We start from the raw sequence: 15,945 nt of genomic DNA on the forward strand, positions 1-15,945 counted from the left end.
AGGTGAGATAATGGCACAGAAAGTAGATATTTCTACTAATAAACAGAATCCTCTATTAAAATGGTTTACTTTTCCTCATACCTACGCTATTTTGTTGATCATGATTATTGTAGCAGCACTAGCATCATATGTTGTCCCTGCCGGAGAGTATCAAAGAATAGAGGATAAAGAAACAGGAAAAACCATTGTCCAAAATGGAACCTATCATGCAGTAGAGAGCAATCCAGTTGGATTTTTCGATACTTTCAAATCCATTCCAACAGGATTAGAAAAAGGCTCACAAATCATATTTTATATTTTTCTTGTCAGTGGGGTTTTTGGAATTATTCGGTCAACCGGAGCAATTGAAGCAGGTATTTACAAAGGAGTGAAACTTTTAAATGGCAGAGAGAAAATTTTGATTCCTGCCTGTATGTTTCTATTTTCAATCGGAGGATTTACCCTTGGTATGGCTGAGGAGACTATTATATTTGTGCCGATTGGAATTGCAATTGCACGAGCAGTCGGTTTTGATGCCATAACAGGTACAGCAATGGTCACACTAGGGGCTGCGAGTGGATTTATGGGTGGAATGTTCAATCCATTTACCGTAGGAATTGCTCAGTCCTTAGCAGAAGTCCCTCTTTTCTCCGGTTTTATCTTCCGTGCAGTTGTTTATGTTTTCGTTCTTAGTTTCGCGATCTGGTACGTAAGCCGTTATGCTGCAAAAGTGAAAGCGGATCCAAAAAATAGTATTATCTATGAAATTGAAAAACAGCAAGCACCAGAAAAAATGGAGGATAAACCAAATATCCCAAACTATCATTTTCGACATACTCTTGTTTTTATTGCACTTGCAGGCGGTCTTGCTTTTAATGTGTACGGCGTTTTTAAATGGGAATGGTTTTTAATAGAACTTACTGCTTCCTTTTTCATCATGGGAATGATAGCTGGTTTGCTTGGAGGACTTTCCTTTACGAAAATATTTGATTCTTTCATTGATGGGGCAAAAGCGGTAACCTTTGGCGCGCTCATCGTTGGATTTGCACGGGCTATTACGGTTGTTTTAGAAGATGGAAAAATTATCGATTCCATGATCTATGGTTTAACTTCTCTAATCGGCCATTTGCCTGATACGTTAAATGTTGTCGTTATGTTTGTGGTGCAGGCATTTTTAAATTTATTTATTTCATCTGGAAGCGGGCAAGCAGCCACAACCATGCCCATCATGATTCCTATAGCAGATTTGTTGGATATTAAACGGCAAGTCGCTGTACTCGCTTTCCAGTATGGGGATTCTGTTACAAACTCCATTATTCCAACTTCCTCCGCCTTAATGGGCTATTTGGCAGTCGCAGGTATTCCTTATGAAAAATGGGTGAAGTTCATTTGGAAAATGCTTGTAGGCTGGGCTCTTATAGCTTGTACAGCCCTAATTGTTGCGGTATTAATTGGTATATCTTAGGTGAAAAACATGAAAAAAACAATTGAAACATTAAAACCAACTATCTTTGAAATCTATGATCGCCTTCATGGTCATCCGGAAATAAGCTGGCAAGAACATCATACCACTTCTTTTCTTGCTGATTTTTTGCGAAAATCTGGATGCGAAGTTACTACTTTTCCAGATTGTACGGGAGTAGTAGGAACAATAGGTAACGGAAAATCTGACCTCTCCGTAGGATTGAGAGCAGATATGGATGCATTATGGCAAGAAGTGGATGGGAAATTTCAAGCAAATCATTCATGTGGACATGATGCCCACATGACAATGGTACTAGGTGTGCTGCTCGTCTTACAAGCACAAAAGATAGAAGTTCCCGGACGAATCATGTTTCTTTTTCAACCTGCTGAAGAACAAGGCAATGGTGCATTAAAGATGATCGAAAATAAGGTAGTAGATGAATTGGATTTTCTATATGGTGTACATGTAAGGCCTATGGATGAAGTACCACATAACCAAGCAGCAGCTGGAATATTACACGGAGCCAATCAAACCATTTTTGGCAGCATAACTGGATATGATGCACACGGAGCGAGACCACATCAAGGAAACAATGCAATCGAAGTGATCTCTACCATTGTAGAACAGTTAAAAGGCATACATCTTGACCCAACAACACCATATTCCATCAAGATGACACAAGTGACCGCTGGTGAAAAAAATACGAACATCATTCCTGGTTCTGCAAAATTTCATTTGGATTTACGTGCTCAAACCAACGAAGCGATGAATGAACTGGTACACAAAACAGGACATGTTCTACAGTCTGTTGCACGGTTATATCAAACTTCTATTTATTATGAGAGCAGCAATCAAGTATATGCAGCAACCATAAATAAGACTGCTCAAAAATTGATGGAATATGCGATCACACAAACATTGGGTGAAGAGAACCTCATGGCGCCTATCGTTACACCAGGAGCAGAAGATTTTCATTACTATACGAAAGAAAGACCACATTTAAAAGCAACGATGCTAGGATTAGGTTGTGATTTACAACCTGGATTGCATCATCCTAACATGACTTTTAATCGAGAAGCACTATTAAATGGAATTGAAATTTTAACACGCACTGTCCTTCATACTTTTGATAAATAAAAAGAGACTTGCTATGTAAAATGCCCCTTACAAACGTTACACTTTAATAATGCGAGACCCTTTTTATATTATTCCAGTATTTGTTTTCTTGTCCACTTTTTAGTCTACTATTCAATATGCTTGTGTTTCTACCTGCACCTGTTTCTTTTCTTATAAAAAGGTTCTATCCAAATGATAGAACCTTTTCATTTATTTGGTTCGTTTATTAATGCTACAAATCCTGGCTGTTTCTCCCAGCGTTCATACCACTTTGGACTTAACTCTTGAACAAAATGAACAAATTTTTGCTTATTTACCCCCATATCACTTATTAATTTTTTTGCAAGAAGTACAGGATTAGGTTTTATAATGTGAACCAAATCGATGACTTTCATCTTTCCATTTGGAACTACATAGATATGACGAGCAGAATGATCGAAACGGTTAAATCCTACTTGCTCAAATGATTCCAACACATCTATGATCTTTACTGTTAATTCTTTCGTTAATTCATTTGTCTGAAGATACTCAAAGAGTGATGGATATGATAAATATTCCATTATGATGAAATTCTCTCCCCAAGAAAACACCTTTGGACAGATACCTATTTTTTCCCCTAATTGCAGAGCACGAAGTTCTCTAACAAGACTCTGATTGGCACAATAAATCTTCACACACCGTTGTTCATCTATCCGAAACACGGCTCCTTGAGCACCTGATCCAATCAATGGAAATTTTGTCGGATTTTCAATCGTAACTCGATTGGATCTTTTTGTTATATGAATCTGATCTAATTTATCGATAAGGTCTTGCTGCAAATACACAGTCAACAACTCCTTATTTTATACCAATTTAATTACTCACTAGTCATAGATTATTATATGTCAAGCTTCTCATTCGGTGTTTGGCGAATACCCTTCTTTATCAAAAACGAAAGACTTTGATAGAAATGGATTAATAGAAAAACCCACTCTCAAAAGAGTAGGTTTTTCTATACAATCATTTTTTTATACAAGCCCATTTTAATAATTAAAATAGAGAGCCTTGAGCTAATATAGAAGAGAAATCATTTCCTCGCAAATACTTACCAATACCAGCTCCCTTTGTAACATAATACTCTTTTTCCTCAAATTCTTTACCACTAAGATCATAGTATCCAACGACTACACTATTTTTCTTTGATTTCATCGCTTGAACTCCAATTGTCGTTTTGCTCGTCTTCGGATTTATCATAGATGTATGGAAAACGATTGCTTTTTTTATCGTAGATACTCCTAATATCTCCTTATCTTCATGGATATGATCCCAATAAAGAGCCTTTTTATTGGCATAAGCATTCTTTAACATAGAACGATTTTGTTTGGTATAGTAAGCGGTTAACGCTATTTTTGCTACTTTGCCATCTTCAAAACCAATTAATAGATTACCTTTGTAATCATTTGTTACCGTTACAAAAAGAATCGATTCATCTTGCAAGTTAAGAAGAGTTGGAAGGTATTCTCCTAAACCTGATAGTTTATGATCTTCTATCTCATATGTTTTGTATTTATAGCAGTTATACTTATCAGTAAAAATCAAGATATCAGAATGATTGGTTGTACTATATTGATTAATTATTTCATCCCCGTCTTTTACTTTCATTGCATTCCCACCGCGAAGAGAGGTTAGTGGAACTTTTTTGAGATATCCTTCTTTTGTGACACTGATACGCACATTGTAGTTGTCAATCGTGATTTCCTCTGGAGCTAAAGTCGGTAACTCATCAGCAAAAATAATTTGAGATTTTCTTTCTTGTCCATGTACTTTTTTCACATTTTTTAATTGTTGTATCATTTTCCTATCCAATTTCGACTTGTTGTGGATAATTTCATGAAGCTCTGCGATTTCTTTTTCTAATGTTTCAATCTCTTCAATACGATGAAGCAAATATTCTTTATTCAGATGACGTAATTTAATTTCTGCTACATATTCAGCTTGTAGTTCGTCAATTTGAAATGCTGACATCAAATTTGCAATGACTTGATTGTTTTTGTTTGTTTCTCGAATGATAGCAACTGCTTTATCGATATCCAGTAAAACTTGTTTTAAAGCTAATAAGAGATGTCTTTTTTGCTCTTTCTTTGTCTTATCAAATAAGGCCCCTCTTTTGATGGCATTTCCCCGAAATGCAACCCACTCTTGAATGATTTGTTTTATTCCAAGCGTTTGTGGTCTTCCATTGACAATTAAATTAAAGTTACAAGAAAATGTATCTTGTAATGGTGTCATTTTAAACAGCTTTTCGATAAGCACAGCTTTATTGGTGCTGTTTTTTACGGTTATCTCAATCCCTTTGGTGTTAATGCCATAAATATCATCAATATCAACGATATCCTTAATCTTTCCTTCTTTAACAAGCTGACTAATCTTCTCAATAATCGCTTCAAATGTAGTTGTGTAGGGGATTTCTTCGAAAATAATAGAGTTGCCTTCGATCCGATAAGTAGAACGGATTTTGAATGATCCTTTTCCAGTTTCATAGATCTGTCGCATATCTTTTTCATTATAAATAATATTTCCACCTGTAGGCATATCAGGTGCTTGAATATACTGCATTACGTCCGTCTCAGGTTTCTTAATACTAGCAATGGTGTAATCAATAATCTCATTTAAGTTAAAAGGTGCAATATTACTCGCCATTCCCACAGCTGTTCCACTTGAATTATTCACCAAAATAGATGGAAAAGTTACTGGGAGTAGTCGTGGTTCCTGCAATGTACCATCATAGTTTTCAATCATATCAACGGTATTCTTTTCAATATCTCGAAAAAGTTCTCCCGCGATTGCACCCAGTTTTACCTCTGTATAACGTGCAGACGCGTATTTCATATCACGAGAATAATGTTTTCCGAAGTTTCCTTTTGAATCAATATAAGGAATGAGCAATGACTCATTGTCCTTCGTTAATCTCACTAATGTCTCATATATTGCCATATCCCCATGAGGATGTAAAAACATTGTTTGTCCCACTACACCTTGAGACTTTTTCCGGCCACTCTTTAATAAACCCATCTGAAACATCGTATAAAGAATACGTCGTTGACTAGGTTTTAATCCATCAATTTCAGGTAATGCACGATGCATAATCACATGTGCGGTATACGGCATATAGTTATCTTTCAAGCTCTCGGTAATGTTTTGTAGAATCAATTGTGTCAACCTCCTTTACTCTTTTAATCCAATGCTACATCAATATACGCATGCAGATTTTCTTCAATATATTTCTTACGCCCTTGTAAGTCGTCCCCTAAAAATAATTCAAAGTGTTGCTGCGTAACATCCACATCTTCTTTCACAATCTGAATCAATTTGCGCGAAGCAGGGTTCATCGTTGTTTCCCACATCATTTCTGCTGTATTCTCTCCCAATCCTTTGGATCGTTGAATAACAACTTTTCCTTTTAACTTTTTTACGATTGCATCTTTTTCTTTGTCACTATAGGCAAAATAAGACTTGTCCTTGTGGGTAATCTCATAGAGGGGAGATTCTGCGATGTATACTTTTCCAGCTTCGATAAGTGTTGGCATCAAGCGATACAACACCGTCAACAGCAATGTTCGGATGTGAAACCCATCAATATCTGCGTCTGTTGTGATAATAATTTTGGACCACCGTAAGTTATTCAGATCAAAAGTGTGTAAGTCTTTATTATATTTTGACTTCACTTCAATCCCACAGCCTAATAGTTTTACCATATCTACGATAATATCGTTTTTAAAAATTTTGTCGTAATCTGCTTTTAAACAATTCAATATCTTGCCTCGTAGGGAATAAATCGCTTGAAATTCAGCATCTCGACCTTGTTTAGTCGAACCAAGAGCTGATTTCCCTTCCACAATATACAATTCAGTTTGATTATTATCTTTTGATTTGCAATTGATAAAACCATCGATTCGATTCGTAATATTATTAACCGATGATTGAAGCTTCTTTTTCACATCTAATCTTGTTTTTTCTGCTTTTTCTCTACTACGTTTGTTAATGAGAATCTGATCAGCAATCTTTTGCGCTTGGATGGGATTTTCAATAAAATACACCTCAAGCTTCTCTCGAAGATATTGTGTCATATACTCTTGTACAAACTTGGACTCCATCTTTTTCTTTGTCTGATCTGTATACAAAGAAATGGTGGAGTACGAATTACTAATAACAATGAGGCTATCTTTTACATCATCGAAACTAACCTTTTTCTCTCCTTTTGTATACTTATCTTTTAAGAGATAATCTACCGCTTTGGTAAAGGCGTTTTTGATGTAGTTTTCTGGAGTTCCTCCATGTTCTAACAAGGATGAGTTATGAAAAAACTGCATATGCTTTACTTCGTTATGGAAGGCAAAGGTAATCTCTGCTTTAAACTTAAACTCAGATTCTTCATTTTTTTCTTTTCCTTGTGTCTCCGTCCTAAATTGAACAACATCCGTAAAGTTTTTCCCACCGCTCAACTCATCAATATAGTCCAAGACACCATTTTCATAAAAAAAGACTTCCTCTTCACCTTGTATCTCATTAATAAAGGTAAACTTTAAACCACTGTTTACGATAGCTTGATTCTTAAGCGTTTCTTTTATAAAATCTGTATCTATTTCATTCTCACCACGAAAAACTTCTGCAGAAGGCAACCAGTGTATCAACGTGCCACGATAATCCAATTTATGTTTTTCCTTGATCAGTTCACCAACCTGCAAACCCTTTTCATAACGGATATAATATTTATACCCATTCGCATTAACTGCCGTACACTCAAAGTAATCACTGGTATAATTAGTTCCTGTTGCCCCTACTCCATTTGTTCCTAGTGAAAACTGATAATTACCAGTTGTATCATTATTGTTATACTTTCCACCAGACCAAAGCTCATCAAAAACTTTTTTATACGCATACTCTCCATCTTTGTTTTTATCCATTGGTACAGAACGGCCAAAGTCTTGAATTGTGATTGATCTATCCAAAAGCTTTGTGATGATGATTTCCTTCCCAAAACCTTCGCGATATTCATCAATTGCATTTGCCAGTATCTCAATAAAGGTATGATTATGATTTTCCAGACCAATCGAGGCAGGTTTTGCTCGAACACCACCAAGAATACCTAGTGATTGTATGGAATCAGAATTATATGTATCTATACTCAACAAGTGAACCCCCTTTAGTTTCCTTTGTTTCATCTTTATTATCTATTAATTATCTAAAAATAGATAATTATATATATGTTCTTTTGTCAAGTAGAAACGGACAAACTTACCCACGCACTACAAAAAGAAATGGGTAGGTTTGTTCGCTATTTTCTAACTTTTCATCCGTGTTTTTGTGGGAAAGAAATAGGTTGTTTTCTAACTTGATTCACAAAAAATACAAATATAAGACCAGTAATTAAAAGTAGTGAGTTCACAGGGGAAAATGTATGCAATACCAAGAAAGATAGAACCAAGTCCAATACCCAAATCAAATGCAGTTAGCAATTCCTCGTTTTTCGACTAAAATCATTTCGATATTTTTGCTGTGAAGTTGATGTGTTTCTTCAGATACGCCAAAAACCGCATATAAAGTGGTATGCAAAACAATAAATATATCTATTTTCATGATAATCCTCTATAATGAAAAATACGGTTATTCTTAGAGAGGTATCATGCCACTGCATTTCTACGAAACACGAAACCGAAAGAACTTTGAGATTTTTGGTGAATTGGGTGAATATTTTGTAAAAGGAATATGTGCTTCACGATCTACAAGGACAATGATCTACTTTCCAGATCTGATCTTTACTCATCGAAAATCGGGAAATGAAGTGCATATTCACCCTGTTAGTGGACTGATCTCCTTTTTGCAAATTGTTCCTATGAAAAACAATCCAGAAATCGAAAAACTCACTTTTCGAGGAGTAGCATTCTGTACCAGCTCAAAAGAACATACGGTGGGATGGTATTAGCCAGCTAATCCGCCAAAACGACCATGACAATGTGAATTGATCATGGTCCATCTTATTTTACTGCATAAAATAGCTGGTCATTTTACAGATTTAAGCAGCAATCCATAAACCCAATGAATACCCATACTACGTGTAAAATCAAAAAATACAGATTCACATCCAACATGAAAATCCCGAAAGTAGATGCTTTCTATGCATAGAACCCAAAGCAAATTTCTACTCTAACAAATATTGATGATGCCAAACAGTGATGTTAGTAAGATCCTCCGTCTATCTATTTCATTCTTTAGCTCCTTATCCCCAATTGTCCTAATGAAAAAAAAATAACAAAATTTACTGATAAACACTGCAGAAAAAACTTTTCATAATCAAGACAGAACTTGTCACTATCAGAGTTTATATTTATAGTTGTAAAACGAAAACAAAGGAGCTGGATGATATGAGCTTAGAAATGATCCCTTTTTTCATGATGGACGGAAATGCAAAAGAAGCAATAACTTATTACGAAAAAATACTAGATGCAGAAGTTGCCTTTATTCAAATGAATGGAGATAAAGTTGATCATGCAGTGCTAAAAATCGGAGAAAGCCAAGTGATGATTTCTGATCTCATCTCTGAAATACCTTATCAAAAAGGAAATCAAGTTAATATTTGTATCACCACACCAGACAGAAAACAAGCGGAACAAATTTATCATTCTTTAATAGAAGAAGGAAAAATACATTTACCTATGTGTGAAATGCCATTTAGCCCTGCATACGGCATCGTAACTGATAAATTTGGAGTTTGTTTTCAAGTCTTTACTCAAGTAAACAAACACCTGTAAATACAAAAACTCCCTTTCACAAGGGAGTTTTTGTATCCAAATTACTCTACAATACTAGGAATGCTCTTCACTACATCTACTTCTGCATCATAATCCACTTCTGATTGGTCAAACCCAAAAAGTTGGAAGAATTCTTTGCGATATCCTTCAATATCGGATAAATCACTTAGATTCTCTGTTGTCAGTTGACTCCAAAGCTTGGAAATCTGATCTTGAACTTCAGCTTTCATTTCCCAGTCATCCAAGCGGATACGTCCTTCTTCGTCCACTGGTGTTTCTGCTGCATACAAACGATCGTCAAACAGACGGTACATTTGCTCAATACATCCCTCGTGTAAGTTTTGTTCCTTCATTACCCGATAGAGCAAAGAAATATAAAGGGGAACAATTGGAATAGCGGAGCTTGCCTGAGTAACAAGTGCTTTATTGATAGAAACATATGCACTTCCATCAAGAGATTTTAATTCTGCTTGAATTGTTTTCGCTGTTTGTTCCAAATCGTTCTTGGCTTTTCCAATCGTACCATCTCGATAAATCGGTTGAGTTACCTTTGGTCCAATGTAAGAATACGCGACCGTTTTCGCACCTTTTGCAAGAACTCCAGCTTCTTGTAATGCTTGCATCCAAAAATGCCAATCTTCTCCACCCATCACAGCAATGGTGTGCTGAATTTCTTCTTCGGTTGCGGGATTGATAGTAATTTCAGAGATCTCGCCATTGTGGAAGTCAACTGTTTTATTGGAAAATGCTTCTCCAATCGGCTTGATGACAGAGTTAAACTTTTCCCCTGTTTTTGGATGGACACGTACAGGTGAAGCTAGGCTATATACTACCAAATCAACTTGACCTAAATCTTGTTTAATCAAGTCAATCGTTTGTTGTTTAATCTCGTCAGAAAAAGCATCTCCATTAATACTTTTTGCATATAACCCTTCTTGTGCAGCTGCTTCTTCAAAAGTAACGGTATTATACCAGCCAGCAGTTGCGGTCCGTTTTCCTGATGCAGGCCGTTCAAAAAATACTCCAATGGTACTAGCACCAGCTCCAAAAGAAGCAGTGATCCGAGAAGCCAAGCCATAACCTGTAGAGGCACCAATAACAAGCACTTTCTTTGGACCTTCTATTTTATTTTGTGCTTTTACGTAGTTAATTTGTTCTTGTACTTTTGTTGCACAGCCTTCTGGATGAGCAGTCGTACAAATAAACCCACGGAACTTTGGTTTAACAATCATCGTATTTATTCCTCTCTCATTAGCGTAAGATATGTAGATAAAATTAAGACCAAGTACTAATTCTATTATAGTATACCGAAAATATCAGCAAGTTTACAGTATAATCGTCAAATGCCTTTGTATGCTTGTTGTTTAAGCCAATTTCAAAGTATGATAAAGACAATACCGGAATAAGGAGGATGAAAATGTCAGCAATACGACCACCCAACTAAGGACAAATCTATCCCTTTCCTCGTTCCCCTCCTTAGGTGGATTGTGCAACTTGCAATCTAACTTTAGGGAGGAAAATTCAGAGATGTATAATATTTGGAAACTATATTTGATTCGTTTTTTTCAAGGTTTTATTCCTGCTTATGTGATTGAACGTTTATTTTGGGAACAGCGTGGCATGGCTATACAACTCGTGATTTATACCGAAATCATCTATGCTATCACCATTTTGTTATTGGAAGTCCCAACCGGGATCTTATCCGATAGATGGGGTCGCAAAAAGATGCTTCTCGTCAGTGCCTTTTTAGCCTGTTTTGAGTTTCTTCTATTATTATATGCTACGCAATTTTGGCATTTTGCCCTTGTTGTCATTTTTGCTGGCGTAAGTAACTCGTTTCTAAGTGGCACTGAAAATGCCTTTCTTTATGAATCGCTGCAACAAAATAAAAAAGAACACCTATTTGAAAAACATCTCGGGCTGTTGGAAGTGTGTCAAATTGTAGCAGCATTAATCGCCGCTCTTAGCGGTAGTTTATTAGCTATTTATTTTTCTTTGGAATTCAACTATCAGATCTCTTTTCTCAGTATGGTAGCTGTCCTATGGTGCTCTTTCACCTTACAGGAACCTATTTATAAACAACATACTGAGCCATTACCAAGTTTGTTCGATTATGTGAGACAATCTGTTTTCTTTTTTAGAAGCCATACTCATCTTTTCATGGTTGTTTTAACTGGAATCGTCATCGGGGCCTCACTCAACTTTGTAGATGAATTTTGGCAGCTATACCTTAGTGAATTGAGTATTCCAATATCCCATTTTGGCTTATTCTCAGCTTGTTGCATGCTGTTGCATATCCCTGGGAACTTGCTAGCACCGTTTTTACAAAAATACTACTCACAAACTTCCATTCTACTTAATATTCAAGTTATTTTTGTAATTGGATTTACGTATATTGCTTTGATCCATCATTTCACTAGTTTACTAGTTATAGGTGTTATCTTCCTTGCTTCTGGTGTCGTTGTTCCAATCGTGACTGGTTACATGCATCATCAAATTCGAGCTGACATGCGCGCTACGATCGACTCATTTCAATCTTTGGGTCAATACGTAGCAATTATGGTGATCGGATTGGGATTTAGTTACTTCACCAAAGATAACGATATATTTGGTGGTTTTGGTTTTATTGGTGGTATTTGTATGCTTTATTTCATTTATTTTTGTTTTATCTCTTGGAAAAATTCAAAAGAATAAAGAATACATCCCTTTCAATATGAAAGGGCTTTTTCCGTTTTAAATGTTGATTTTTATATCATTTAATAATATATTATATTCAACGATATATCATTAAATGATATAAATGATGAGGAGATTGATTATGCCACGAGCAGATACCCTTGAAATGGGAGAACTTACGGATAGTGCGTATTATATTTTATTATCACTATTAGAAGCGAAGCATGGCTATTCCATCATGAGATCAATCGAAGAGATGACTAGTGGCACTTTATCAATTGGCCCTGCTTCCATGTACACAACGATCAAAAAATTAGGGAAAGCAAACTTAATTAAAGAAATTAAAACAAAAGATACCCAAAACAAAAAAACTTATGTTGCAACCGAAAGTGGGATCTCCCTATTAAAGAAAGAGATTCAACGAAGGCGTGATATGGTAAGACATGCAGAAGAGATTTTTAAAACCAGCAAATGGAGTGACGCGAAATGAAAACTGTCAAATATGTGTACAACAGTGGACTAGCATTCTCTGAAAAAAAAGATATGCAAAGATTTAGTCAATATGCTAAAGAAGGATGGTTTTTGGAATCCTTTGCCTATTTAGGATTTGGTTATAAACTACGTAAAGGAACATCAAAAGAACTCATCTATAATCTAGATTACCGAAAGGACGCAGATGAAGAGTACTTTCACTTTTTTGAGGCAGCAGGCTGGGCACTTGTTTGCTCATTTGGAAATGAAATACACATTTTCTCTGCTCCTGTTGGAACAAAACCGATTTATACAGACCAACCAACTCTTGAAGAGAAATACGAACTTGAAAAAAACAAAATGGGAAAATATGCATTACCTTTTTTCATCTCTTGTTGTGTATTTTTCCTGCTATATGCAGTTGGTTCAGGAACTTGGTTACCTTTATGGGCGAGTAATATTCTTCTTGTTCTCGGGACAATAACAATAATCCCTCTTATTTTCACTGGATTACCCTATCTTGCACACTGGAAAAAATTAAATAAAGTTCGAAAATCATAGTAGTTAAAAAGGATATCAAGTTGGAGATTATCCCCTTGATATCCTTTTTCCTTAAAATGTCAATAAGTCACGTAGGCGTGTGAAAAACCTAGCAATATCTTCTTCTTGTTTGTATAATTTTTTCACAGTTTCTATCAGGAAAGTTGGTATTTTCATACCTTTTATATAAGAATAGAACATATGGTAACCTTCTACCAAATGCTCCCATCGATTATCATTTCCAGATTTGCGATACTCGGAAACATCGATGATTTTGGCATGACCATCTTGAAAGATGACATTTCCTAAATGTATGTCCCGTGGATTCAATCCCTTTTGTCTCGCATATTCCCGTGCTGCTTCTACTTCTTCTATTACTTCAGGATTAATCTCCACACCCTGTTCCAGACATTGATAGAGTGTTGGACCTTTTTCATAAGATAGTTTTAAGAAATTTGGTCCTTTTTCATAGCAGACAGCATATGTCTTACAATCTTTTAACTGCTCATAGATGGAATACTCTACTTCACACTTGTGCACTGCTTGATCAACATAAATCTTATAGACAAATGTAGGTTCGGTTTCATGCTGTACCACCACTGCATCTGTTCCTACACCAATTATCTGAAAAGTGCCGGGGATGTGTAAAACAGTTACCTCTTGTGAATCGACCTTCTTTTCTAATTTAATTGTGCTTAATTCATTGCTAATTGTGGATCTTTTTAAAGGGTCAGATTCAATACTAATTTTTATTCTCCCCTTTGATTTGAAATTGCATGGCATCTGCCACCCTGATTAAGATTTTGTATTTAGAATTAGTACTACTTTATCATACCATGAAGGAAACAAATAGTAGAGAAATCTATGCTCTGTTCAAATACTCGTCAAAGAGGTGAAAATATGTTCTCTGATATCCGTATTGTGATAGGCACAAATCACTATCACAATAACCCTGGTTGGATCCATACCCAGAAAGAGGAACTAAATTTACTAGATCGGAATAACTGGATACAACAGTATACACCTAATAGCATTTCAGCCATCTTAGCAGAACATGTTTGGGAACATTTAACCTATTCAGAAGGTGTGCTTGCTGCAAAGGTTTGTTTTGAATTTTTAAAACCACAGGGTTATATTCGCTGTGCAGTACCAGATGGTTTCTTCCCTAACAAAGACTATCAAAAAGTCATTCAAATAGGTGGACCTGGTCCGAAAAACCATCCTGCTTTCACTCACCAAATCGTCCATAATTATAAAACATTAACAGAAATGTTCCAAGAGGCAGGATTTCAAATAACGTTATTGGAATATTGCGATGAGAATGGAGAGTTTCACTTCATCCCTTGGAACGCAAGAGATGGATTCATATATCGCTCTTTCCGTTATGACCATAGAAACAAAAATGGAGAATTGCATTTTGCATCACTAATATTAGATGCCTTTAAACCATTTTCATAGACAGTTAAATCATTACTTTCCAACCGTCTCTCCCAAAAAAGACACCTTCTGGCAATACTCTCTTGGAAATATCAATATCATGTGACATATGTGTCAATATCATTTTCTGAGGCATTACCATCTCTTTTACTTGAAGTGCTTCTCTGACATCGTATATGGATCTTTTATGTTGATGAGGATAGTCAGATACATCCCAATAGGAAGCTCCTAAAATCAACAAATCTAAATGGTAAAAGGGTTTCAATTGGTCAGATGTCATACAGATGACATCTGATACATACGACCATTGGCGGTCTTTACTAGTAAATTTGATGCCGTATGAAGTTCCATTATTTCCATGATTGACCAAGTGAAAAGAAATAAACATATCATCCAAAACCACATGGTCTTTTGGCAGAAAATAAACGTTTCGCGAAGAATTAAGATAGGGATACTTTTGTTTCACTTCGTCCAGCACATTTTGGGGACTTATGATAGTTAATTTTGATTTTTGCCAAAAGCATAAATCAGCAAGATCACCTAATCCAGCAATATGGTCATTATGTGCATGGGTAAGCAGTAAGATTTTAGGTATCGAAAGGTTGCAATCAATAAATTGTTGACGAAAATCCGGAGATACATCTACCAAGATATTTGTTCGAGAATGCAAAAATATACTAGGCCTACTCCTCTTATTTTGAGGACTTCTACAAACTGCACAATCACATAACATCCGTGGGACTCCTTGAGCATCACTTGTGCCTAAAAATTGTATCATTGTTTTCAAACCTATCTTCTCCTAACGAAACTTATCTAGAAAGGTGTATTTGAATATGAATGATTTTTTAAATATTCACTATTTAAAACGTGGCAATGCTCGTCAGCAAAAAGTATATGATCTCTTACAGAAGACGCAAATAATGAAAAAGCTCCGTATTTATCAACCGATACTTGTTGGTACTATCCCTATCGGTATTGATCTTGAATCAAGCGATTTGGACATCATTTGTGAAGTGAAAAATGAAATTGCTTTTCAAAAACACCTTCAAGCCATGTTTAGATCCTACCCATGTTTTTGTCAAAAAAAGAAAGCCAATTATGTGGTTGCTACATTTAACTACAAGGATACAAAGATTGAGATATTCGGTCAAAATATTCCTACGATTAAACAAAATGGATATCGACATATGTTGATCGAACATCGCTTATTGACAATCCTAGGACCAACATTTAAAAGCAATCTAAAAAACTTAAAAAAGAATGGTTTGAAGACCGAACCAGCATTTATTAAATTATTAAATATAGATGGAGATCCCTATAAAGAATTATTACTCCTAGACAATCTCACTAATATCGAGTTACAAATCAGATTCTCACATCTTATACCATCCTAAAAGAGTGGATAGAGTATTTGCTCCGAATACAACAAAAAACAAAACCAACTCAGAATATTAATCCTAGATAATGAATTCT

The 15,945-nt window shown here is 35.7% G+C and carries 16 protein-coding genes; 9 read left to right on the plus strand and 7 right to left on the minus strand.

What is annotated here, in order from left to right; translation table 11 throughout:
* The first annotated feature begins 10 nt into the window (after positions 1 to 10).
* Together GSM42_RS15820 and GSM42_RS15825 are read left to right on the plus strand one after the other, a co-directional pair.
* Positions 11 to 1,444, plus strand: coding sequence for a YfcC family protein (locus GSM42_RS15820; protein WP_160802511.1), 1,434 nt, complete (start codon positions 11 to 13; stop codon positions 1,442 to 1,444).
* 9 nt (positions 1,445 to 1,453) lie between these two features.
* A complete protein-coding gene (locus GSM42_RS15825; protein WP_160802512.1) occupies positions 1,454 to 2,581 on the plus strand; it encodes a M20 peptidase aminoacylase family protein in 1,128 nt (375 codons plus the stop codon).
* A gap of 185 nt (positions 2,582 to 2,766) precedes the next feature.
* Here GSM42_RS15825 and GSM42_RS15830 read toward each other — a convergent pair whose 3' ends face one another.
* The 4 genes from GSM42_RS15830 to GSM42_RS15845 all read right to left on the minus strand — a co-directional run bounded on the left by GSM42_RS15830 (position 2,767) and on the right by GSM42_RS15845 (position 8,176).
* Positions 2,767 to 3,384, minus strand: coding sequence for a hypothetical protein (locus GSM42_RS15830; RefSeq protein WP_160802513.1), 618 nt, complete (start codon positions 3,382 to 3,384; stop codon positions 2,767 to 2,769).
* A gap of 205 nt (positions 3,385 to 3,589) precedes the next feature.
* Complete coding sequence (locus GSM42_RS15835) at positions 3,590 to 5,749, minus strand: DNA gyrase/topoisomerase IV subunit A (protein ID WP_202404961.1); 2,160 nt, start codon at positions 5,747 to 5,749, stop codon at positions 3,590 to 3,592.
* Positions 5,750 to 5,772: 23 nt separating this feature from the next.
* Positions 5,773 to 7,728 (minus strand): toprim domain-containing protein, encoded by a 1,956-nt coding sequence (locus GSM42_RS15840; protein ID WP_202404963.1) that lies wholly within the window; start codon positions 7,726 to 7,728, stop codon positions 5,773 to 5,775.
* 310 nt (positions 7,729 to 8,038) lie between these two features.
* Entirely contained in the window at positions 8,039 to 8,176 is a 138-nt protein-coding gene (locus tag GSM42_RS15845) for a hypothetical protein (RefSeq protein WP_160802515.1), read from the minus strand.
* A gap of 46 nt (positions 8,177 to 8,222) precedes the next feature.
* Between GSM42_RS15845 and GSM42_RS15850 the strand changes: the two genes are divergently transcribed.
* Together GSM42_RS15850 and GSM42_RS15855 are read left to right on the plus strand one after the other, a co-directional pair.
* Complete coding sequence (locus tag GSM42_RS15850; RefSeq protein WP_160802516.1) at positions 8,223 to 8,522, plus strand: hypothetical protein; 300 nt, start codon at positions 8,223 to 8,225, stop codon at positions 8,520 to 8,522.
* A gap of 439 nt (positions 8,523 to 8,961) precedes the next feature.
* On the plus strand, positions 8,962 to 9,348 hold the full coding sequence (locus GSM42_RS15855; protein WP_160802517.1) for a VOC family protein: 387 nt from the start codon (positions 8,962 to 8,964) through the stop codon (positions 9,346 to 9,348).
* 41 nt (positions 9,349 to 9,389) lie between these two features.
* Here the strand turns inward: GSM42_RS15855 and fabV are convergent, their stop codons facing one another.
* Positions 9,390 to 10,580 carry an enoyl-ACP reductase FabV gene (gene fabV / locus GSM42_RS15860; protein ID WP_160802518.1) on the minus strand — a complete coding sequence of 397 codons (1,191 nt, stop codon included), beginning with the start codon at positions 10,578 to 10,580 and terminating at the stop codon, positions 9,390 to 9,392.
* Between the two features lie 295 nt (positions 10,581 to 10,875).
* Between fabV and GSM42_RS15865 the strand changes: the two genes are divergently transcribed.
* The 3 genes from GSM42_RS15865 to GSM42_RS15875 all read left to right on the plus strand — a co-directional run bounded on the left by GSM42_RS15865 (position 10,876) and on the right by GSM42_RS15875 (position 13,056).
* The gene (locus GSM42_RS15865; protein ID WP_160802519.1) at positions 10,876 to 12,042 is read left to right on the plus strand and encodes an MFS transporter; all 1,167 of its coding nucleotides are present in this window, start codon (positions 10,876 to 10,878) and stop codon (positions 12,040 to 12,042) included.
* Between the two features lie 124 nt (positions 12,043 to 12,166).
* Positions 12,167 to 12,514: a PadR family transcriptional regulator gene (locus GSM42_RS15870; RefSeq protein WP_160802520.1), complete on the plus strand. Its 348-nt coding sequence runs from the start codon at positions 12,167 to 12,169 to the stop codon at positions 12,512 to 12,514.
* Entirely contained in the window at positions 12,511 to 13,056 is a 546-nt protein-coding gene (locus tag GSM42_RS15875; RefSeq protein WP_160802521.1) for a DUF2812 domain-containing protein, read from the plus strand. Before GSM42_RS15870 ends, GSM42_RS15875 begins: the two co-directional genes overlap by 4 nt.
* A 51-nt stretch (positions 13,057 to 13,107) precedes the next feature.
* Here GSM42_RS15875 and GSM42_RS15880 read toward each other — a convergent pair whose 3' ends face one another.
* Entirely contained in the window at positions 13,108 to 13,818 is a 711-nt protein-coding gene (locus GSM42_RS15880) for a serine/threonine protein kinase (RefSeq protein ID WP_160802522.1), read from the minus strand.
* A gap of 117 nt (positions 13,819 to 13,935) precedes the next feature.
* Between GSM42_RS15880 and GSM42_RS15885 the strand changes: the two genes are divergently transcribed.
* Positions 13,936 to 14,493 (plus strand): class I SAM-dependent methyltransferase, encoded by a 558-nt coding sequence (locus tag GSM42_RS15885; RefSeq protein WP_160802523.1) that lies wholly within the window; start codon positions 13,936 to 13,938, stop codon positions 14,491 to 14,493.
* Between the two features lie 4 nt (positions 14,494 to 14,497).
* On the opposite strand, the gene GSM42_RS15890 is transcribed toward GSM42_RS15885, so the two are convergent.
* Positions 14,498 to 15,250: an MBL fold metallo-hydrolase gene (locus tag GSM42_RS15890; RefSeq protein WP_237446670.1), complete on the minus strand. Its 753-nt coding sequence runs from the start codon at positions 15,248 to 15,250 to the stop codon at positions 14,498 to 14,500.
* Between the two features lie 55 nt (positions 15,251 to 15,305).
* Here GSM42_RS15890 and GSM42_RS15895 point away from each other — a divergent pair, with 55 nt between their 5' ends.
* Positions 15,306 to 15,866 carry a DUF4269 domain-containing protein gene (locus tag GSM42_RS15895; RefSeq protein WP_160802525.1) on the plus strand — a complete coding sequence of 187 codons (561 nt, stop codon included), beginning with the start codon at positions 15,306 to 15,308 and terminating at the stop codon, positions 15,864 to 15,866.
* Positions 15,867 to 15,945 lie beyond the last annotated feature (79 nt).

The organism is Shimazuella alba, assembly GCF_009831235.1.
Lineage (GTDB): Bacteria > Bacillota > Bacilli > Thermoactinomycetales > Thermoactinomycetaceae > Shimazuella > Shimazuella alba.